We start from the raw sequence: 19,994 nt of genomic DNA, 5'->3' as shown, positions 1-19,994 counted from the left end.
GGTGGGTGAAACTTACGCGATGATAAAAGCGTTGAACAAGCTTACTGGGTTAGGTGTGCCTGAAACTTGTCGTATTGACTAAGAAATACGCGAAACGGGGTAGCTCTATCTCTAAATTTAATTACGCAACAAAGCCGCAAGGAGGCTACCTAATACTTACAAATGCAGAAAGGCCGCTAAGCGACCTTTCTACGATAATGTTACGGACATTACTCCGTATTATCTGGTGTTCTATAAATCTGCAACCAATGTCGCGCTGCAGTACTTGTTGGAGGCGCTATTTCATGATCACGGATAGTACAATACCGACCATATTTTACTACAACCGTATGATTTGTTGTATTAATTTTACACTCTTGAAAAGAGCCCCATCTCGCCCGACTTTATTACCAGGCGCTACATAGATAGCCATACAAAACCTTTAAACTAGTTTAACAGCAATATTGTTCATATTTGATGTAGTGATGAATCTAAGAAAAACAAGGTTATCCGTAAAAAGACATACGTTTTAAAAAACTCACTAAAAAAAATTATTGGTGTTCATTATTCCTATGTTCAATTGCGTGACTCCGTAACGCAGAACAGCTCCTAATAGGGAGCTGTTCTTGTGTCTAAATTTGGGCCACACTAAGTGCCGTTACGTTAAATAAATGAAACAACTAGTCTACCGAGCTAAACGTGTATCCCTCACGAGGGATAAACGGAGCTCGGAAATCGCCTTTTAAAAAGTAATAGATATCTTGTGAGTTATCATGGACAACCTCGTAGCAGCTTTCCCCACTACCAAAGTTTGAACAATATTTATTATTTTTAATGCGCCATGTGCCTTCGCTGGGTTTTACATCACCACTACTCATCCACCACGTTGTGCCTGAATCGGAAAAATATTGAACTGTTTTTTTCCCGTAATGAACACCATGAATAGTATTATTGCTAAGCAACAAATCTACTTCTGGTGAATTAACCGGCACTTCTTTAGCTAAGACAGAACATGTTACTCCTAGAAGTATTACTGCAATGATTTTTTTCATTTATATCTCCATTATATTTATAATTACGTTAAATCGCATATATAGAAACCCAATTCAGATTTAATATCAATTTAAATTTAATATCAATTCAAAAAATGAATAATTAGAGCAAATTTGATTGGTATTTATACCCGTGATCATTGAAGATGCTTGATTTTCTTTAGAATCAGGATCATGCTACGAGCCATGAAAATTGCACTGACTCCTCAACAGAAACTACAACTCGGACAAATGCACGACAATGAACGTGACAGTCGAGTTTGCGACCGTATTAAGGCTGTTTTGCTAGCTTCTGAAGACTGGAGTCAGACTATGATTTCACAAGCCCTTCGTATTAATGAATCGACCGTTGCACGTCACCTCAGTGACTACGTTCTTTCTGAAAAACTTAAGCCTGAAAATGGCGGAAGCCAAAGTAAACTTTCTGCTACTCAAACCATGCACCTAATCGAGCATTTGACTGAGAAAACCTATTCTCATACTCATCAAATTGTCGCCTATGTTAAAGAGACATTTGGACTTGATTATACGGTTTCAGGTATGAACAAATGGCTTCACCACAATGGCTTTAGCTACAAGCAGCCGAAAGGCGTTCCACACAAGTTTGATGAAGCAAAACAACAAGCCTTCATAGATGGTTATAAATCACTAAAGGCAAGCTGTGGGGCTCTTCTCCGCTTAGATGAGCTTGATTTCCGGATAAATGGTAGAGTGAGTTTCTAGGATTGAGGTTTGTCTAATCTTCAATTTAAAGTAATCAGTATCCCTTACTCCTCGGGCTCTCCGTCTAAGAAGACCTATCGATACATTCCCTGCTTCCACTCGGGCATTCGTCAGCTTATATTTTGCATAGTTGCAGATCCCAACTCTTCTCTCCCAAAGCGCGTCTGCAAAGTTGATGAGAGATAAGATCCTCGTCTTTTTAGCAAGCTGGCACCACGCATCAAGCGCTGCGATCATCAAGTCAAAATTACGTTCATCCCATAAGGCTTGAAGCTGCTCTTTGAGCATATAAATCGTACAAAGAGTCTTATTGCTTTCCAGTAAATCATCTAGCCTATCTGACTGCTTATCGCTTAATTTCGGCGCATTTTTGAGGAGTAAAAATAGCGTCCCTTTAAGCATTTTCTTCTCGTCATGTGTTCCTTTCCTAAACGCTTTATTACGCTCTTTCCTTATCAGAAGAGAGTAGTTCTGCATAACGTGAAACCGGTCAAAAACGATGTCTGCATTCGGAAGAGCGTTTCTCACTGCTGATTGGTAAGATTGCCCCATATCCATTGATACCGCTTGGATGCCGTCTCTCGTTTGCGGTGATAATTGTTCAAAAAAGTTGATGAGTACGTTTGAAGTCCGCCCATGGTCAACCCAAATAAGTTGTCCTGAAACGAGATCATAAACGACGGTCATATAATCATGGCCTTTAGCCCTGGCGACTTCATCAACGCCAATATGAACAAGGTTGGTCAACTTCTTAGGCTCTAAAGCAGGCAAGGTAGAGAGAAGGAATGCTTTATCGATATTTTTCACGGTTTCCCAGCGTATGTCTAAATGCTTCGACACTGCGTGGATGCTCATATAGCGGCACAGTCCACTAATAAAGTGACAGAACCTCTTTGTATAACGACTCCCCTTATCAACAAAATCAGCCTCTTCAATCAACCTTCGGCCGAGCCTATCCCTTGTCTGAGCCAATTCAATTTCTATAACGCAAGGGCGACCACTGACAGGTAAATCCGACAGGCGACGGTGAACGTAGTGGTCGACGGTGCGCGGAGCTCCAGTCTCAGGATCAACAACTTTACAGCGTCTATCTCGCTTGCACTTGACGAGTACTGAATGAGAGCTTTCTTCAAGCGTTACAGACTGTACGGATTGGCCTTTAAAGTTAAATAGAGCGGAAGATAATAACGACAAACTACAACACTGATATATAAGGTGGGAAGCGATTGTAAATCAATGTGTTAGCGGTTTTATTGTTAGTTTATAGACTCATCTAAGCGGAGAAGAGCCGCTGTGGTAAGGGTGAAACGATAGTTTTTATCGACGCTGTTCACCCAACCTTATCAACCAAAATATCTCATGGCTGGATACGTACTGGTCAGGATAAAGTGATTGAAACAACGGGTAATCGCAGCAGATTGAACATTATTGGTGCACTGAACCTGTCGGATATTGGTGCCACCATTGTTCACGATTACGAAAGCATTAACAGTGAAAGTATTGTTCGCTTTTTCTGTAAGTTAAGAGAGAGCTATCTGTTAGCCCATAAGCTTCATATCATCTTAGATGGTGCAGGATATCACCGCAGTGACTTAGTCAAAGATGCGGCGTTTGTCCTAAATATCGAACTGCATTATCTTCCACCTTATAGCCCAAACCTAAACCCAATAGAGCGGCTATGGAAAGTAATGAATGAGAAGTCGAGGAACAATGTTTACTTCAAAAGCAAACGGGACTTCAAGGCGGCAATAGGTCAATTTTTTACTGTGACTCTTCCAGAGATCGCAGGCTCTTTGACATCTCGAATTAATGATAAATTCAAGTTCTCAAGCCTGCATCTTCAAGTTGATTGGGTATATAGCCACTATCATTATGTTCAATCGTGTGAATCTGTTCTTGTAGGCGTTGTTGATCAAATCAGCTTGAGGTTCAACGACGCCATATTTGACTAATAGTTAGCTTCTAACAGGCATACCTAGCCCTATGACTTTGTTTATAGCTTTGACATTCGCCCTAATGATCTGCTCCAGTTAGACTGGAGAAGGTATTAAGCGACATATTGTTTTTCAAAGTTAATTGGGCTTAGATACCCAAGAGCCCTGTGCCTTCTTGTTCGATTATAAACAACTTCGATGTATTCAAAGAGTGCTTGAAGCATCTCTTCTCGCATCATTATCGGCTCGTCTTGGACAGCTTCTACTTTCATTGAGTGGAAAAAGCTTTCAAAACAGGCGTTCCAACAATTACCACGACGGCTCATGCTTTGAGTTATACGATATCGACAAACTCTCCGCTTGCCATCTGTCTTGCGTTTTTGACTTTCCATTCACCTTCGCCATCAACCATTGGCCAGTCGCATCAATGGCTAGGTGCTGTATTGCTTTTCTCGTTTTTGGCTTAAATGAGACCTCTACTTTCTTTGCTCTACGATTGAGCCTGGTGTAATGCACAACCAATAGCTTACGGAGAAATGGATCATTTTCATGTCTTAAAAATTGTATCTTCAAGTTGAGTGAGTCGAGTACTAGCGATATTTACCTTGAACCACATAGTTTTCTCGCTTATTGCTCTTCAGATTGCTCCAGAGACGCAACCCAGCGCAGGATCTCTGCGGTGGCTTCAATAAGATCGCCAGGAATGTATTGGTCTAACTGCCCATCCGCATATAACGCACGTGCGAGCGGTACTTTCTGCATCACCGGAACCCCTTCTTCTTTGGCAATCGCAATCATACGCTTTGCCATCGCATCAGTCTCTTTTAGGGTAATCACAGGCAGAGGTGTTTCGCCCTTTTTATAGTACAAACCGATGGCAATGTGTGTTGGGTTTGTAACCAGCACATTCGAGCGTTTAACGTTATCTCTTTGGTTAGAAGTTTGCATTTCTTGGTGCAGTTGACGACGTTGACTTTTTATTTCAGGGCTGCCTTCCATCTCTTTGTATTCACGTTTCACTTCATCTTTGGTCATCTTTAACTGTTTAGTGTGGTCGAACTTTTGGTAAGAAAAATCGGCTGCGGCAATCACAATAAAGCCTACCGCAGAGATAATCATCAATTGTTTGATTAATACGCCAGTGATGATCGGTACACACTCTAACCCACAGGTAGGTATCTGCAGTAACGTGTTTAAGTTACCTTTCAGCGTTATCCAAATAATGCATGAAAGTAACGAAACTTTGAGAATGGACTTAATAAACTCAATGATACTCTTTAACGAAAAAATTCGCTTTGCCCCTTCGACTGGATTGATCTTCTTGATGTCCGGTTTGACAGACTCGCCACTAAATAGAAAGCCGAACTGTCCCATGTTAGCCATGATGGCGACTAAGGTTGCAATCAAGAGGATCGGCGCAAGCAGATAAACCATTTCTTTGGCGATGGCGATAGCTACGTCGAGTAGTGCATCTTGAAAGCCCTGATATGCCAATTTGCTTGGCAGTAAAATTAGGGCAGATATGTGCGACATATAGTAATCGGCGAATGCAAACAACACGACAATCAAAGACAGAATCAATGAAGATGAAATGATTTCCTGACTTTTTGCAACTTGCCCTTTTTGGCGGGCATCCCTGAGTTTTTTTGGGGTGGGGAGTTCAGTTTTTTCTCCGCTCATTATTAGGACCTGTTTATTTATTTTGGTTGAATTTTGTTCGAGATAAAGCGTTTTAATCAGGTGAGAGGCGGACGGCTAATTCCTTTTCGCCGAATCGTTCTAAGTAAATCCCTCTCAACAAAGAGTAAAACGTTTTAGCTGAACTCTTTGGACGGCGTTTGTGGTTTCTTTCCACTGCATTATAGGTTTATCGAATAGAGTTACCACATTTCAAAGCATCTATTTTTGCAAGAACAATCTACAAGTCGCTGCAAAAATAAGTTCGAGAGATAAGCAGACTCTAGCGATTACCAAATAGTGTTTAGCTGCTCTGAGAACAGTGCGATTTCAGAGAAAAGTGCTTGAAAGTGGTTCATCATCAGAGCCAGATACACAATCAATAACACACTGGCGATGGCACTTTTGATCGGCATTGCCAAGAAGAAAACGTTGAGTTGTGGTGCGAATCGGCTGATGAGCGCAAGCCCAAACTCGGCAAGGAACATCGCCAGTACTATAGGCGCAGACATCAAAACTCCAAGCCACATTAATTGCTCAAATTGGTCGTAGAAAAAGCGTGCCCACCCTTCTGTTATGGTTGGAAAAAAACCTATCACAGGCCATGACGAGTAACTGGAAAATAGCGCATAAAGAAAAGTGACAAAGCCACCGCCCGAGAAGAACAAAGTGATCAGAGTTTGAGTCAACAATACCGCCGTTGGCGTCGATTGCGAACCGAGGGTGGGGTTAAACATGCTCGCCATGGCTGCGCCTCGCTGGTTATCCACGAGAAAGCCTGCCGCCTCGATTGCCCAAAAGGGGATCGCCGCAATAAAGCCAATGAGCAGACCCAATAACACCTCTTTCCCCAAGATAACCATTAACCAGATTCCATCCGTTTCTGCAGGTAAATTTTGTTGATTAATTATAGGAAATATAAAAAGTGCAAGAGAACACAAGATTCCATTTCTCACCATGGTGCCACCCAGCATTTGCTTGTTTAAGATCGGCAGGAATATAAAACAAGCCATTAACCTAGGAAGCGTTAAGCTGTACAGGAACAGTGCGTGGTGCAAATCATCGTAACTCATCGTATTTGCGGGATTTTATCTAAGGTCAATGTTGCAAACGAATGCAGCTCGGCGCCCAACCACTGTGCGGTAACAAACAAGGTAATTATGACGGCAATCAGTTTAACGACAAATCCCAACGTTTGTTCTTGAACTTGAGTCAGTGCTTGGATGAGTGAGACTAAGGTGCCAACAAACGCCGCAACCAGAATCGGTGGCAGCGACAAGAATAGAACAAGCGTTAAAGCCTGAGTGGCAAAGTGGATTATTTCGGCCGGATTCATATTTCTCTCCTCACTATCCGTAGCTGAGTACTAAGCCATGAGTTAGCTTGGTCCAACCGTCAAGTAACACAAAAAGCAGTAGTTTGAATGGTAGCGAAATTGTCATCGGCGATACCATCATCATCCCCATTGCCAGTAGGATGTTGGACACGATTAGGTCGACAGCGATGAAGGGCAGATACAACAAGAAACCAATCTCAAATGCCCTAGTTAGTTCACTGACCGTGAAGGCGGGGAGTAACAACAATAAGCTGTCTGACTCTAAGCGGTCGAAGTACTTCTGTGGCCACAAGGTTCTCGCAGCATCGGTAAAAAACACCGTTTCAGTTTCACGGATGTGTTTTTTCAAAAACTCTCGATATGGCTGCAGTCCGCTTTCAATCAGCCCTTCAACACTGTCGGAATCTTCTAGGGATATTTCATGTTGTGTAACGTAGTCGTAGGTTTCAAATCCTACTGGTGCCATAATGAAGATCGACAAAATTATCGCCAATCCGTACAGCGCCATATTGGGTGGTATTTGTTGTACACCCAGTGCGTTTCTCAATAGAGAGAACACCACAGCAAGCTTTACGAAAGAGGTCGCCATCATTGCAATGAAAGGAACCAAAGCAAGTAGGGCGAGCGTGACGATTAGGTTCAGTTCATCAGGTAACTGGATCATGCTGGCTCCTGACTACCGCCAAACAATTCGAGAACGCGAACACCTAAGCGTTCATTGATGCTCACAAGTTCACACTCACCAATAATTCTTCCGTTTGCTCGCATAGTGACCGGGTTTGAAATTGGCTGGTTAAGCTCAAAGGTAAAGCCAGGTTGTAGCGCGTTAAGTTGTTCTAAAGTTATGGTTTGCTGACCAACATCAAAAGTGAGTTCAATTGGCAGTTGCTTGTGGTCGGTAAGTACTTCAGAGCTATTGATATCGTTCATATTGGTTTCTTTATCTAGGATGTGGAGTATGGTTTCGTCGAGTTGGCATCGCCAAAGGTTTTGATTGGATATCTGAAAGAGCACTTGATGTTGTGCGATGTGGCAATCATCGAAAAACACCACATCCCCCAATTCCAGTTGCTCGAATTGGCTGACTGCCAAACGTGTTTTGCCAAAACTCAACCAGAATGGTAGTGCAATATTTTGACTTAGGTAAGATGGTGCTTGTGGCAACGCGCCAAGTAGCACATCTCGACCTTCATGCACCCAGAGGCTAAGAGATGCGTCATCACGGTTGATGGTGAGCATCAATACATTCTCTTGCTGAGTTTGCTGTTCAAGAGGTTGTAACTTGCTTAAGACAGGAAGCTGCCCAAAAAGACGTTTAATCACATCGGTGTATGGTTCAATCTGGCTATTGAGTAACGCCAATTGCAATGAGTTTGGTAGTGATTCAAAAGCCGTTGAGTCAAGCATGTCATGTAACCACAACTGTAATTGCGCACCACAAAAATCTATTTTGATCGTTTGCCCTCCAATGAATAACGCCAAACGATAGCCAGTAAATTGAGGTTTTGGCCCTAGCGTAACCGACAGGCTGTTGCTCAGGCTATCTTGAAAGTGGCATTGTTTCGCACATAGTTGATTGCTTAGCGAGATGCTTGATGCGTCGACTTTAGGGAAATTAAGTATCATCATTCGTCCTCAGGCTTCCATTCATCATAAATACTGCGTTGTTGTCGAGAACGTTGTTGATCTTGTTGTTGGTTCATTTGCTCGCTGATTGAGATTCGAATCGGTTGTTCAATCCCCAAGCGTTGTAAGCGCTCAACCAATTCTTGTTTAGCGTTTGGGTTGATTAGCGAAAGGGCATGCTCTTGTTTAATTAAGACGCTGTAACCAGAACTGTCGTGCTTAATGGAGATCTCACCACCTTTCAATTGACCTTCATTGAGAAACAGTCGGACCTCCTTCTCGTTCGCTGTTGGGAGAGAAACATAGATCTTTTCGACCAACTTACTAATCAGATCGTTCACGTTTCTTGCCGAGCTGCGAGGTGTTTGCGCTTCCATACTCTTTAGGATCACATCACCTTGAGTAGTCGGTTGGTTTATATTCGCCGCCGAGTGCAGTTTGGTGCCCACTTCAGAGGTTGAATGATGTAAATCAATGCGCTTTAAGGGTTTTAGCTTCTCTTCAAATGCGGACAACGTAGCTTTCGCTTCTGTGTTAATCTGCGCGTTACTTAAGGTTACCGCTTCTTTTACTGTCGTATCGGGCTTTAGTCGCTGACCATTCAAGACGTTTTGCACAGAGGTAGCGGCTTTACCATCAAACTGGATTGGCGCTGGTTGAGTATTCAAGCCTTTTGGGAAACCGTCAATAATGTCTTTGGGATCGAGATACAAGCCATCAAGAGATGCGCTTGAATCCGTTGAAACCGTTGAATCCGTTGAATCCGTTGAATCCGTTGAAACCGTTGAATCCGTTGAATCAGCTTGGTCTTTGGCACTCTTTTGCTGAAGATTGGCTGGCTGAGTTTTAGGCTTCAGAGCATTGTTAAAGATAGACTCAAGTTCTTCCGAGACGTTAGTCGCGGGACTCTGTCGAACCTTTTTGGGAAATCCTGCTGTGTCTGGGTGATCGTGTTTGACTCGCATTTTTACCTTCTATGAAACAATGGCACTACGAAACTCTTCTTGTTCGAGCTCTTCTTGGTACTGCACTTGACGTATTTGTTCAGCGATTTCTTGTTCGTTTAGCTGAATGAATTTTTCTTTGGTTTTATGAGCGGCGATTGCTTCTTTTTTTCTCTCTTTGAGCCGTTGAGCTTCTTGCTCCAATACTTTTTTGGCTTCAGCGGCTCGCTGCTTTAAATCGGCTTCTCTTTCCCTCAATAGTGCGATTTCTTGTCGCAATATCTCGAGTTCTTTTAGCACCACCATTTTCTGCTTCGCTTTGGTAAATCGTCGCTCTTCTTCTTCTTTTCGCCATTGGTGATAATCGACTACGGACTGCTCGGATTTTCGCCTTATAGAGAGGGCGTTGTTGACTCGGTACTCTTGCTGCTGAACTGCACTGTCAGCTCGCTCGGCACGAATCGTTTTGATCTCTAGTAACTGCTCGATCATAAGCCCGCGAGTCCTTGTAACTGAGTCACGGTTTCGTCGAGCTCACTTGTTTCGTGTGTGCCTTGACGTAAAAACGCTCGGATATCATCACTTTGATCAATGGCCATATCCGCGCGGTTATCAGCACCATGTTGGTATTCGCCAATTTTAATCAGCAGTTCAACTTCTTCATATTTTGCCAGCATTTCACGCATATGAGCTGCCGATGCTTGATGAGTTTTATCCACGATTTGGTTCATTACACGGCTTGCTGAACGAAGCACGTCAATGGCTGGGTAGTGGTTCATTGCGGCCAGTTTCCGAGAAAGAATAATGTGACCATCAAGTATTGATCGGGTCTCGTCGGCAACTGGTTCTGTCATATCGTCACCTTCTACAAGTACGGTGTACAGAGCGGTGATGGAGCCTTTGTCTGATTGGCCAGCACGTTCCATCAGTCTTGGCAATGCAGCAAAAACAGAAGGCGGATAACCTCGTCGTGTTGGTGGTTCACCTGCTGCCAAGCCGATTTCACGTTGAGCTCGGGCAAAGCGAGTGACAGAATCCATAAGCAGTAGGACGCGTTTACCTTGGTCACGGAAGTACTCTGCGATGGAGGTGGCCACAAACGCAGCTTTGGCACGTTCCATTGCAGGTCTATCTGAGGTTGCTACGACTAACACCGCCCTTGTCATGCCTTCTTCACCAAGGTCGTGTTCGATAAATTCTTTAACCTCACGCCCCCTTTCGCCGATAAGGGCGAGAACTGTGACATCAACGTCAGCGGAGCGGATGAACTTGGCGAGTAGGGTACTTTTACCACCACCAGCCGCGGCAAAAATACCCATCCTTTGTCCTTCGCCGCAGGTGAGTAATCCGTCTATCGAACGAACCCCCATGGAGATGGGATTTTCGATCAATTTTCGTTGCATCGGTGGCGGTGCATCTTTGTAAACTGGATACCAAGCACTCGGTTCTTTATTTTGGGTGCCATCAAACGGGCGACCCAGTCCATCCAGTACCTTACCTAACAAGTGGTTGCCAACGCCTACTTCATGCATTTTTCCAAGTGGACTCACTTCGGTGTTGGAGGAAATACCAAGCATGTTTCCAAGTGGAGTAAGTAACGCGTGATGTTGCTGAAAACCAACCACTTCCGCGAGAAGCGACAAGGTTTGATCAGGGTTGCGCAACTCACAAAGTTCCCCAACACGAACACCAGGAACCACGGCTTTGATGATGGTGCCAGTAACTTGAGTAACTCGGCCGCGGATTTGTATCAAACGAGTTTGTTTGATAGCAGATTGTTGCGTTTCGGTGATGTATGAGAAATCGTTCAATTTAGGAAATATGCGTAATAACTGGTAGTGATAGAGTAGAAAGGATGGGGCAGTATTTATAGTGACTATTGGTCGGGAGTTTTTAGAAAACTAAAAATGCCCTAAAAAAACACGTCTGATTTTGACAGCCTATTGCAAATACAACATTTACACTCAAGTCATATTGTACGAAAGGAGTGCAAATGAGTGAGTATTATCAACAATCAAATTGCAACGGGTAACAAGTTTGACACGCCAATTCGAAGCGGTCATGAGTACGTACGTTCTGGGGAGTCAATTGGTGGAAACTATCGAGGCGAGAGCGTCCGAGTACACAATGCTACTCAATCATTATTTGACGCAATGGAGGAGCTGACGTCATTAGGCTCAGAAAAAGCAGAAAAAGATCTAACCAAACGTAAAGTAAAAGATGGTGGTCTTCGGGTTAATGAAGCTCATGAGTTGGTGTCTGAATATTTAAGGAAAGTTCCTGATCTTGAGAAGAACCAAAAGATCAAAGACCTTGCTACCAAGATGGCGGGTGGCAACTTATCAACGATCGCGCAGCTACAAGCTTACCTTAATGGCTTTTCTGAAGAGAAGAGTCACCAGTACCTTGCATTAAAGGCGGTAAAAAAGTTTCTCGGAGCGAACCCAGAAAGTAAGAATCTGTTGGCGCTGATTGACCAAGCCCTTCTGAACTTTGAGCAAAATCCAGATTCTTGGTCTCAGATTGATACCGAGATTCGTGTGTCGAGCTTTGCTGATGAATATAGCAAAGAGCAAGACTTTAGCAGTTTGCACCAACTACGCGGTTTCTATCGTGACACAGTACACAGTTACCAAGGCTTAGGCTCGGCATACAAGGATGTGGTTGAGCGATTTGGTGAAAAAGAGGTGTCCACCGCCGTCGACTTTATGTTGCAAGGTATGAGTGCAGATTTAAGTGTTCAAGGCAGTAATATTGATTCGGTTAAGCTGCAGCTTTTGATGTCAGATATGCAAAAACTTAAGACGCTGAATACCCTTCAAGATCAAGTTAGTAATATCTATCAGATGTTTAAACCTCAGCAGGCAAGCCATGGCTTATCAAGTTACTGATTTAATGTCGGATGTCATCGACTTAGTTGAGCAGCGCTGGGTGGGAAGCGAAGAGATATGGAACTTAGTGAACGCCATGAAGTTGGGGGCCATTGAGCGACAAATTAGTTTTTTACGAGAACTGCACAACTTAGTTCGGCATATTTCCATTGATGTGTTTAACGACGAAGAACAGCGGCAAAACCTAATACAAGCAATACAAAAAGTGCTTGATGAAGCGATTGATTTAGAAGAAGAGGAAATTTGGAACGATGAATTGGATTGATGCGTCAGTGGATGATTTTTGCCGAGGAATGGGGCTTGAAGCCGTAAATTTCTCGTCGGCTGGACGTGTTCAGTTGAGCTTTGAACAAAGCGGCACCTTGTACCTTGAGAAATATCAGGATTGTTTGTTTCTTATGTTGGTAAAAGCGCTGCCATGGCATCAATCTAATGAGTCAATTAAAAAGGCACTGAGCTTTTGTCATTCAGGGCAAGGGTGGCCATTCACTATTAAAACTGGGCTGTTCGATGAACAAGCGTTAGTTTTCTCAGCGCAAATTGAAGGCGATGAAGTTACCTTACCAACCATAGAACAAGCATTCGCGTTGCTAGTTCGTTTGCATAACGACGTGGTGAACTCATGAATCGGATTAGTACATTAAACGTTGGTATTGAAAGTTTTGCTCATATCTCTCTTGAGCAAGTCGAAAGCGACTTTCCACAACGTTTTCAACTGCTACCTGACGGTCAAGCCATCGCGACGCACCTAGAGAAATTGTATGAACTTCGCCCTTCAGAGCAGTACTTGATGCCACTCGCTAAGCCAAAGATTACACATACAGACTTACTTCGCCCAGAAAAATACCGTCAGCAGTTTGATATAACTCTGCAAAGACTTCAAGACTTGGCGAAGAAAAATGGTTCTCATACGCTAACTCAAGCAGCGGAAACGTTGCAAACTACTCAATTAGATCAACGTTATCTCACCATGGCGTTGAATCTACTGATTCAGGTTTAACTCCCATGTTACAAGCAAAAGATGTGGAGCTATTGCTTATCCACGGGGCTCTCCAAGTTCAATATAAAAAACCTAAACAAGCAATTATGTTACTCGAAGCGCTGTTGGAAATCGAACCTCAGCATAAAGAAGCTCGCCAAACATTAGCGGTAGCATGCCTGGATTTAGGGCGGTACGCTCGTTCAATCGAACTGTGCGAAAGCTTGTTGGAAGCCAACAACTCTAATGAAGCTGGTTTATGGTTTTGTCTTAGCCAAGCCCGCTGGAAACAAGATGATGTTGAGGGCGCGCGCCGCGCTCATCGCTGTTATATAAAATCTCTAAATAGTGAACCAAATGAATAAGTTGATCGATATTATTAACAAGGTTGGGCAGCGTAAAGACATCATGCTTGCCGTGATGCTACTGGCAATCGTCTTTATGATGATCTTGCCTTTACCTACGACATTGGTGGATGTACTTATCGGTACCAACATGAGTATAGCGGTCGTCTTATTGATGATTGCTATCTACATTACATCCCCCCTAGAGTTCTCTGCATTCCCAGCGGTTCTGTTGATCACTACACTATTTCGCTTGTCACTTTCTATCACTACAACACGACTTATCCTGCTGCAAGGTGATGCTGGTCAAATCGTTTCTACCTTTGGTAACTTCGTCGTGGGTGGTAACCTGGTCGTGGGCATCGTAGTTTTCCTGATCATCACAATCGTTCAGTTTATGGTGATTACTAAAGGTTCAGAAAGGGTAGCGGAAGTCAGTGCTCGATTCTCCCTTGATGCGATGCCGGGTAAGCAAATGAGTATAGACGGCGATATGCGCGCCGGGGTAATCGATGTTCATGAGGCGCGTCATCGCCGTTCAGTGATTGAAAAAGAAAGCCAAATGTACGGCTCTATGGACGGGGCGATGAAGTTCGTAAAAGGAGACTCTATTGCTGGTCTGGTGATAATCGTGGTGAATATTCTTGGCGGTGTAACCATAGGTGTGACTCAAAAAGGCATGTCAGCGTCGGAAGCATTGGAGCTATTTGCTGTTTTGACCGTAGGTGATGGCCTGGTATCGCAAATTCCGGCTCTCTTTATCGCGATTACTGCCGGTATTATTGTGACGCGCGTTTCGAATGAAGAGTCCTCTGACCTAGGCTCAGATATCGGAGCACAGGTTACAGCACAACCAAGAGCTTTGTTGATTGGCGGTGTGTTGCTAGTGTTGTTTGCGCTTATTCCCGGTTTCCCGAAGGTTACCTTCTTTGTTCTTGCTATTGTAGTCGGTGGTGGCGGCTTTTTCTTACTCCATAACAAAAAACAACAAAGTAAATTAAGCAGTGCCGACTTACCAAGTTTTGTTGCCCAAGGCGCGGGCTCGCCAGCCGCCAAATCGAACAAAGCGGCACCTCAGCGCAACAGCAAAGGAAAACTAGGTGAACAAGAAGAGTTCGCTATGACGGTACCGCTGCTAATCGATTTGGATGCTCGCTTACAAGAGAGCTTAGAAGCCGTCGCTTTGAATGATGAGCTCGCACGAGTAAGACGAGCGTTGTACCTAGATCTCGGCGTGCCGTTCCCGGGGATTCACTTACGATTTAACGAAGGGATGAGCAACGGTGAATACTTGATTCAATTGCAAGAAGTGCCAGTTGCCCGCGGTCGGATTCAAAGCTTAAAACTGCTGGTGACAGAAGATAATGAGCAGATCGATTTGCTTGGTATACCTTACGAGAAAGATGACGATTTTCTACCGGGAATTTCGAGTATTTGGGTAGACCACAGTCATAAAGTAAAACTAGAAAACAGCCAAGTGGGCTTTTTAACTCCCGACCGTATTTTGACTTACCACCTATCTCATGTGCTAAAAGAGTACGCCCAAGATTTTATCGGTATCCAAGAGACTCGTTATTTGCTAGAGCAAATGGAAGGCAGTTATTCCGAATTAGTAAAAGAGACACAGCGTATTGTGCCTTTGCAAAAAATGACGGAAATCCTACAACGCCTTGTCTCTGAGGATATTTCTATTCGTAACTTACGAGTGATCTTAGAAGCAATGGTGGAGTGGGGACAAAAAGAAAAAGACGTGGTTCAGTTGACTGAATACATCCGTTCAAGTTTGAAACGCTATATTTGTTACAAGTACGCCAGCGGTCAAAATATGTTGCCAGCATACCTGTTAGATCAGAGCTTGGAAGATATGCTCCGTAACGGTATTCGTCAGACTTCGTCGGGCAGTTACTTAGCGCTTGACCCTTCCGTTACTCAACAGTTTGTCAGCGACGTTAAGCAAGCAGTTGGTGATTTGAGCCGTATGCCAAATAAACCAGTGTTAGTGGTGTCAATGGACGTACGCCGTTACGTGCGAAAATTGATTGAATCTGAATACTACGATCTGCCAGTGCTGTCTTTTCAAGAACTAACGCAACAAATTAATATTCAACCTTTAGGCAGGGTGGGAATGTAATGGCATGTGTACTCAGTCAGTCTTTAGTGACGTCAGGAATCAAAGTGAGGCCTTATTTCTGGCAGAAAAGCACTATCTTACTTGGCCATCGCTACGAATACGACGGTATGGAGCTCGTGTTCCGAGTAGACGATGGTGAAATTATCATCGTTTTGTTGCGAAGAATTACTCCAAACCAAGGTTTGAGCAATCCTTTCTCTGCACTGTTTTTACTCGCAGAACATGCTATCCGATTGTACCCACTCAACTGGATCATTCGTGGCAACGTTGACGTATTGCGTGGTAGCAATATGAGTAACCAAAGATTAGCGCAATTCTATTTGGGAGCCTGTGGTGCGAGTCACGATGAACAAGATGATTGGTACTACTTGCGCCTGAGTGACTACCGCCCACTTAAAAAGAGAAAGAAAGTAAAAACTCTCGACTGTTACTGACAGCATCTAATAGATGCTTCGCTTTAATATAGGTATCAAGATGAAGCAACCCTTTACCGAAACCATTGAAAAATCAGAACTTGCTATCCTTACTGCAGATGACAGAGCTGAAGTGTTCAATGAACTACTTGAAGGATTAGGTGTTGGTCCAGTAGCAGGAAATATTCTGCTTGATGGGTTAAACGCCGATCCCAAACTGATGAAACAAGCAGAACATGAATTGCTCGAGGAAGTACAACGCCGCAGACAACAACAACATCCGCTCCACGGCACTAATGCCGAAGGCTCTAGGCGCAAGCGGCCTGTGTTACTTCGTGGCATAGTAATTTAAAGGTTTTTAAATGACGGATATAAACAGAAGAAACCCAGTAGGTGGGGTAGGACCTCGACCAGAGCCGCAGACCTCATTTCAGGATCGTTTAGCTGATAAATTGGCTAATATTTTAGGGGAGCCAAATGCGGCTAAGTTGAAGGCGTTGATTAGTCAATTGCCTAAGGTGTTAGGGCGTAGTGAACAAGATAGCCTTGATCTTTATGCCAATTCATTGAGGAAACTACTAGAAAAACAAGCAGCATTTACTGGCACTGCTGCAGTTGATACTGCTGCTCATTGGATGAAATCGTTGCAAAATCAAGCGGTGAATGGTCAGATTTCACCTCAAGACTTGGTAAACGGAGTCAACAAAACACTTACTTACCAATTCCGAACTTGGTTCGAAAAGCAGTTAAGTGACAAGGTAGACAATTCGCTCCCTACAGACTTTATCAATCAGTTCCGCTTAGGAAGCCAGAGTACCCAAGAAGAACAAATAGCTAACTTAGATGCCGATGCACTTAAACAAGCTACTGCGAAGATCAGTGTGTTTATAAATTCACTTTCTCAGCAAATGAGCTCTAGTAAGGTTCGTGAGAACGCTATTTCTTTTTTGCGTAATGCATTTCGCAATCTAGGTTCGGTAGACATCAACGAGCTAAATAACTCGGATTATTTATTAACGAAAGAAAGCTTCAAAGCAGCAGTTTTAGCACAGCTTACTAGATCTTTAAATAATGCAGGTCTTACGCTAAGTGGCAGTGATGCACAACTTTTGGCAAATAAAATCACTTGGCTTCCAGGTATGTCTAAGCAGGAGCTTAGAGGAGGGCTGAACGATCTGGTGAACCAAGTAAAAGGTCAATACGCAAATGCTTATGGAGCAGGTTCGGTTAGTAAGCTGCAAATAGTACTTGATGCGGCAATTGCAAAGCTAAGGAGCTCATCTACGGATATAACGCTCTCTAGCTTATTCTCGAATATGGCTGTGAGTCTTATAAACACTCAAGTCGATGCCTTTTATAGCAGTCTTCACGAAGTGCAGAAGTTCCAAACTCCACAACAACAGGTTGACCAAATAAAACAGCATACAGCACGAGATATAAGATTTCAGTTTGAAAAAATGATGTTGAGGAAAGATGTTGGTATCGACTTTGCCACTCGTCATAAAAAAATGATGAGTAACCTAGCCGCTCTGAAAGCTCGTTTAAGTAAAATCACAGAAGATGAAAAGAAAATAACGGTAGGGACTGACGGTCAAAGGAAAGCAGATGTTAAAGCTGAGCACTCGTTAACCTCTCGTGATTTGTTATCTGTGATTGATTCGACTATTGGCGATCGTTTTGATGAGCGCGTGCTGTTTTCTTTAAATGAGCGTCGAGTGAACCGTCTTGAAAAGCGTAACGAGAAGAAAGAGGAACTCCAAGAGCTTACGACTAAACTAAAAATATTTGGTCAAGTCCAGACTACCATCAGTACAAAGTTATCGGAGATAATTAACTCAAGTACTGGTGGTGGGCATTATTATCCAGACAGGCAGCATTTTACTTATAAACATTTCGGATATGAGACTCAACAAAAGTTTGAAAAAGGTAAGGAGTTTAAGTATTTAGAAAAACATATCACTCCAAGGGTTGGTTCTGATGGAGTTAAATACTTTACTCACAAACAATTTTTAGAGCATGCAGGAGTGACTGTTAGTCGCGATGTATATTATAACAATACAGATAACAAATACCTTAGTAATTTTTCTAGCTCGGTTTCAAGTAAGTCGAAGCCAATTAACGATTCTGTACAGTTAAAAACTACTGCGTTAAGCGACATCAGTTCCCAATACAACGCAACTGTTGAAGCTATGAACAAATTTGTTCAAAAGTACCACAATATTTTGCAAGCAATCCTACGAGCGATTTAAGGATAAATAACCATGACTACACAAAACCCGGTAACTGACCCATCTCAAATGCAAGCAGAGGAACTCCTTTCGTTTCTTGAGGAAGGTGGAACGTTAAAAATGCTGCACGATGTATCAGCAGATACCATTGAGCACATTTACGCTGTTGGATTCAATTTTTTCCAATCAGGAAAAATAGAGCAAGCCGGTAAGATATTCCAACTGCTTAGCATGCTTGACCACTACCAAGCACGATTTTTTATTGGTTTAGGAGCTGCTCGTCAAGAACTGGGTGAGTACCTGCAGGCGATTGACGCCTACAGTTATGCAGCGCTTGTAGATATTAATGACCCACGCCCACCTTTCCACTCTGCAGAGTGTTACCTAAAACTTGAGCAATTAACAGAGGCAGAGAGTGGGTTTTACAGCGCGAAGGGGATGTCTGCCGGAAAACCAGAGTATGCAGATTTGCATCAACGCGCAGGCATCATGTTAGAAGCGGTGAAAAACAAAAGGAGTAACTAGAATATGAATTCTATCGCACTAGACCGCACTCAGAGTCAGGCATACTTACCGGATTCTGGTCAAACAATGTTAGATAAGGTTACTAAGACTGCATCTCACGTGTCAGCTTCAGTAACGGTTGAAAACGTAAAAGGTAAAAAATCTGAAGTACCGAACACTGGTAAAGTTAAAGTTCAGCTTGATGCACCGAACGCTGCAGTTAGCGATAAGGTCAATGAATTAACGCTGAAAGCCATGAATCAACTACAAAAAATCGTTGATTCGATTGCCAAGGTTTTACATGCGGTCGCCGACAACACGGGCTCACTAGCAGTGAAAATCCTGGCAGGGTCAGCCGATGACTTTGAGGTAGAGCTAGCTGCTATCACAGACAAACTGAAGAGCGTACAAAACAAGCTTAAGATCCAAGAAGTAAAAGTAGCGAAAGCGAAACACGAACAAGAAATAAAGGATAACGAACAAAAACTCAAAGAGTCTGAAGCTGCGGCTAAAGAAGCGAAAAAATCGGGTCTGGTTTCCAAGATATTTGGGTGGGTCAGTGCCGCAGTTTCGATTATAGTGGGCGCTGTAATGGTGGCAACTGGTGTTGGAGCAGCAGCTGGTGCACTAATGATTGCCGGTGGTGTATTGGGTGTAGTCAGTATGGCTATGCAAGAACCAGCTGTTCAAAATGCAATGAAAGAAGCTGGCATTAATGTCGATGCTCTCAGCAAAGTTATGATGGCTTTAGAGATTGCGGTTGCGGTTATTGGGGCTGTTGTGACGTTTGGCGGCGCGGCTGCGGGCGGTATTGCTAAATTGGCGGGGAAAAGTGCCAGTAAAGTAGCACAAAAAATCACTGATATTGCGACTAAAGCGGCAGCTAATATGGCAAAAGTTGCAGATATGGGTTCTAAAGCAGCCACGACGACAGCTAAAGGTATTCGATTTGCTGCAGAGTCATTAGATCTTCTTTCTAATGTTGGTAAAGGCTCTGCCGATAGTGTTCATTCCAATAATAAAGCTAAAGTGACAGAAATTAATGCGGATCTTACTCAGCAGAAAGCGGAGAAGGTGCTGACTCAATCGGTTATTGATAAGCTTAAAAAAGAAATCGCTAAGATGATGGAAGGTTTCCAAGAGTTGATGAATGTCATCATGCAGATGATTCAGGCGAAAAGCGAAACGATGGAAACGGTAATGAATCGTCCAGCGACGGTTTAAGGAGAATTT

General features: G+C 43.3%; 21 protein-coding genes and 3 pseudogenes. 13 read left to right on the top strand and 11 right to left on the bottom strand.

Annotation, left to right across the window (positions count from 1 at the left end):
* Positions 1-659: 659 nt before the first annotated feature.
* Positions 660-1,031, bottom strand: a complete 372-nt coding sequence (locus tag ACED28_RS17525; RefSeq protein ID WP_017097360.1) for a hypothetical protein — start codon at positions 1,029-1,031, stop codon at positions 660-662.
* A 174-nt stretch (positions 1,032-1,205) separates the two neighbouring features.
* Between ACED28_RS17525 and ACED28_RS17520 the strand changes: the two are divergent.
* Positions 1,206-1,697: pseudogene (locus tag ACED28_RS17520) on the top strand (winged helix-turn-helix domain-containing protein); the annotation flags it as partial.
* 12 nt (positions 1,698-1,709) lie between these two features.
* Here the strand turns inward: ACED28_RS17520 and ACED28_RS17515 are convergent.
* Positions 1,710-2,948: an ISL3-like element ISVa7 family transposase gene (locus tag ACED28_RS17515; protein ID WP_032498467.1), complete on the bottom strand. Its 1,239-nt coding sequence runs from the start codon at positions 2,946-2,948 to the stop codon at positions 1,710-1,712.
* 89 nt (positions 2,949-3,037) lie between these two features.
* Between ACED28_RS17515 and ACED28_RS17510 the strand changes: the two are divergent.
* Positions 3,038-3,603: pseudogene (locus ACED28_RS17510) on the top strand (IS630 family transposase); the annotation flags it as partial.
* Positions 3,604-3,801: 198 nt separating this feature from the next.
* Here the strand turns inward: ACED28_RS17510 and ACED28_RS17505 are convergent.
* The 9 genes and pseudogenes from ACED28_RS17505 to sctN form a co-directional block, all read right to left on the bottom strand.
* Positions 3,802-4,201 (bottom strand): annotated as a pseudogene (locus tag ACED28_RS17505) (IS3 family transposase); the annotation flags it as partial.
* A gap of 114 nt (positions 4,202-4,315) precedes the next feature.
* Positions 4,316-5,368 (bottom strand): type III secretion system export apparatus subunit SctU, encoded by a 1,053-nt coding sequence (gene sctU, locus ACED28_RS17500; protein WP_017096437.1) that lies wholly within the window; start codon positions 5,366-5,368, stop codon positions 4,316-4,318.
* 287 nt (positions 5,369-5,655) lie between these two features.
* On the bottom strand, positions 5,656-6,438 hold the full coding sequence (sctT, locus tag ACED28_RS17495) for a type III secretion system export apparatus subunit SctT (RefSeq protein ID WP_029222875.1): 783 nt from the start codon (positions 6,436-6,438) through the stop codon (positions 5,656-5,658).
* Positions 6,435-6,701, bottom strand: a complete 267-nt coding sequence (gene sctS / locus ACED28_RS17490; protein WP_017096439.1) for a type III secretion system export apparatus subunit SctS — start codon at positions 6,699-6,701, stop codon at positions 6,435-6,437. The genes sctT and sctS overlap by 4 nt, the downstream gene beginning before the upstream one ends.
* Positions 6,702-6,714: 13 nt before the next feature.
* Positions 6,715-7,365, bottom strand: a complete 651-nt coding sequence (gene vscR, locus ACED28_RS17485) for a SctR family type III secretion system export apparatus subunit VscR (protein ID WP_017096440.1) — start codon at positions 7,363-7,365, stop codon at positions 6,715-6,717.
* Positions 7,362-8,327, bottom strand: a complete 966-nt coding sequence (gene sctQ, locus ACED28_RS17480; protein ID WP_029223742.1) for a type III secretion system cytoplasmic ring protein SctQ — start codon at positions 8,325-8,327, stop codon at positions 7,362-7,364. The genes vscR and sctQ overlap by 4 nt, the downstream gene beginning before the upstream one ends.
* A complete protein-coding gene (locus tag ACED28_RS17475) occupies positions 8,327-9,292 on the bottom strand; it encodes a type III secretion system needle length determinant (protein ID WP_371710353.1) in 966 nt (321 codons plus the stop codon). The genes sctQ and ACED28_RS17475 overlap by 1 nt, the downstream gene beginning before the upstream one ends.
* Positions 9,293-9,301: 9 nt before the next feature.
* Positions 9,302-9,763, bottom strand: coding sequence for a YscO family type III secretion system apparatus protein (locus tag ACED28_RS17470; RefSeq protein WP_017096443.1), 462 nt, complete (start codon positions 9,761-9,763; stop codon positions 9,302-9,304).
* Positions 9,760-11,082, bottom strand: a complete 1,323-nt coding sequence (gene sctN / locus ACED28_RS17465) for a type III secretion system ATPase SctN (protein ID WP_017100265.1) — start codon at positions 11,080-11,082, stop codon at positions 9,760-9,762. The genes ACED28_RS17470 and sctN overlap by 4 nt, the downstream gene beginning before the upstream one ends.
* A gap of 186 nt (positions 11,083-11,268) precedes the next feature.
* Here sctN and sctW point away from each other — a divergent pair, with 186 nt between their 5' ends.
* From sctW to sctE, 11 genes are read left to right on the top strand one after another with little or no spacing between them, the layout of a single operon-like run.
* Complete coding sequence (gene sctW, locus ACED28_RS17460; protein WP_017096445.1) at positions 11,269-12,162, top strand: type III secretion system gatekeeper subunit SctW; 894 nt, start codon at positions 11,269-11,271, stop codon at positions 12,160-12,162.
* Positions 12,143-12,427: a TyeA family type III secretion system gatekeeper subunit gene (locus ACED28_RS17455; RefSeq protein WP_017096446.1), complete on the top strand. Its 285-nt coding sequence runs from the start codon at positions 12,143-12,145 to the stop codon at positions 12,425-12,427. The genes sctW and ACED28_RS17455 overlap by 20 nt, the downstream gene beginning before the upstream one ends.
* Complete coding sequence (gene sycN / locus ACED28_RS17450) at positions 12,414-12,788, top strand: type III secretion chaperone SycN (RefSeq protein WP_017096447.1); 375 nt, start codon at positions 12,414-12,416, stop codon at positions 12,786-12,788. The genes ACED28_RS17455 and sycN overlap by 14 nt, the downstream gene beginning before the upstream one ends.
* Positions 12,785-13,162 (top strand): type III secretion system protein VscX, encoded by a 378-nt coding sequence (gene vscX, locus ACED28_RS17445; protein ID WP_017096448.1) that lies wholly within the window; start codon positions 12,785-12,787, stop codon positions 13,160-13,162. The genes sycN and vscX overlap by 4 nt, the downstream gene beginning before the upstream one ends.
* Before the next feature lie 5 nt (positions 13,163-13,167).
* Complete coding sequence (gene vscY / locus ACED28_RS17440) at positions 13,168-13,506, top strand: type III secretion system chaperone VscY (RefSeq protein ID WP_017096449.1); 339 nt, start codon at positions 13,168-13,170, stop codon at positions 13,504-13,506.
* Positions 13,490-15,616 carry a type III secretion system export apparatus subunit SctV gene (sctV, locus tag ACED28_RS17435; RefSeq protein WP_102249940.1) on the top strand — a complete coding sequence of 709 codons (2,127 nt, stop codon included), beginning with the start codon at positions 13,490-13,492 and terminating at the stop codon, positions 15,614-15,616. Before vscY ends, sctV begins: the two co-directional genes overlap by 17 nt.
* Complete coding sequence (locus ACED28_RS17430; protein WP_017096451.1) at positions 15,616-16,050, top strand: LcrR family type III secretion system chaperone; 435 nt, start codon at positions 15,616-15,618, stop codon at positions 16,048-16,050. Before sctV ends, ACED28_RS17430 begins: the two co-directional genes overlap by 1 nt.
* 40 nt (positions 16,051-16,090) lie before the next feature.
* Entirely contained in the window at positions 16,091-16,381 is a 291-nt protein-coding gene (locus tag ACED28_RS17425; RefSeq protein ID WP_017096452.1) for an LcrG family type III secretion system chaperone, read from the top strand.
* Positions 16,382-16,391: 10 nt separating this feature from the next.
* A complete protein-coding gene (locus ACED28_RS17420; protein WP_017096453.1) occupies positions 16,392-18,278 on the top strand; it encodes a virulence-associated V antigen in 1,887 nt (628 codons plus the stop codon).
* 12 nt (positions 18,279-18,290) lie between these two features.
* The gene (locus ACED28_RS17415) at positions 18,291-18,782 is read left to right on the top strand and encodes a SycD/LcrH family type III secretion system chaperone (RefSeq protein ID WP_017096454.1); all 492 of its coding nucleotides are present in this window, start codon (positions 18,291-18,293) and stop codon (positions 18,780-18,782) included.
* Between the two features lie 3 nt (positions 18,783-18,785).
* Positions 18,786-19,985 carry a type III secretion system translocon subunit SctE gene (gene sctE / locus ACED28_RS17410; protein WP_017096455.1) on the top strand — a complete coding sequence of 400 codons (1,200 nt, stop codon included), beginning with the start codon at positions 18,786-18,788 and terminating at the stop codon, positions 19,983-19,985.
* Positions 19,986-19,994: the final 9 nt, after the last annotated feature.

The sequence above is a fragment of the Vibrio sp. 1F253 genome (assembly GCF_041439295.1).
Taxonomy (GTDB): domain Bacteria; phylum Pseudomonadota; class Gammaproteobacteria; order Enterobacterales; family Vibrionaceae; genus Vibrio; species Vibrio tasmaniensis_A.
Note: the sequence above shows the minus strand (reverse complement) of the source record. Positions and strands in the feature narration are given on the sequence as shown.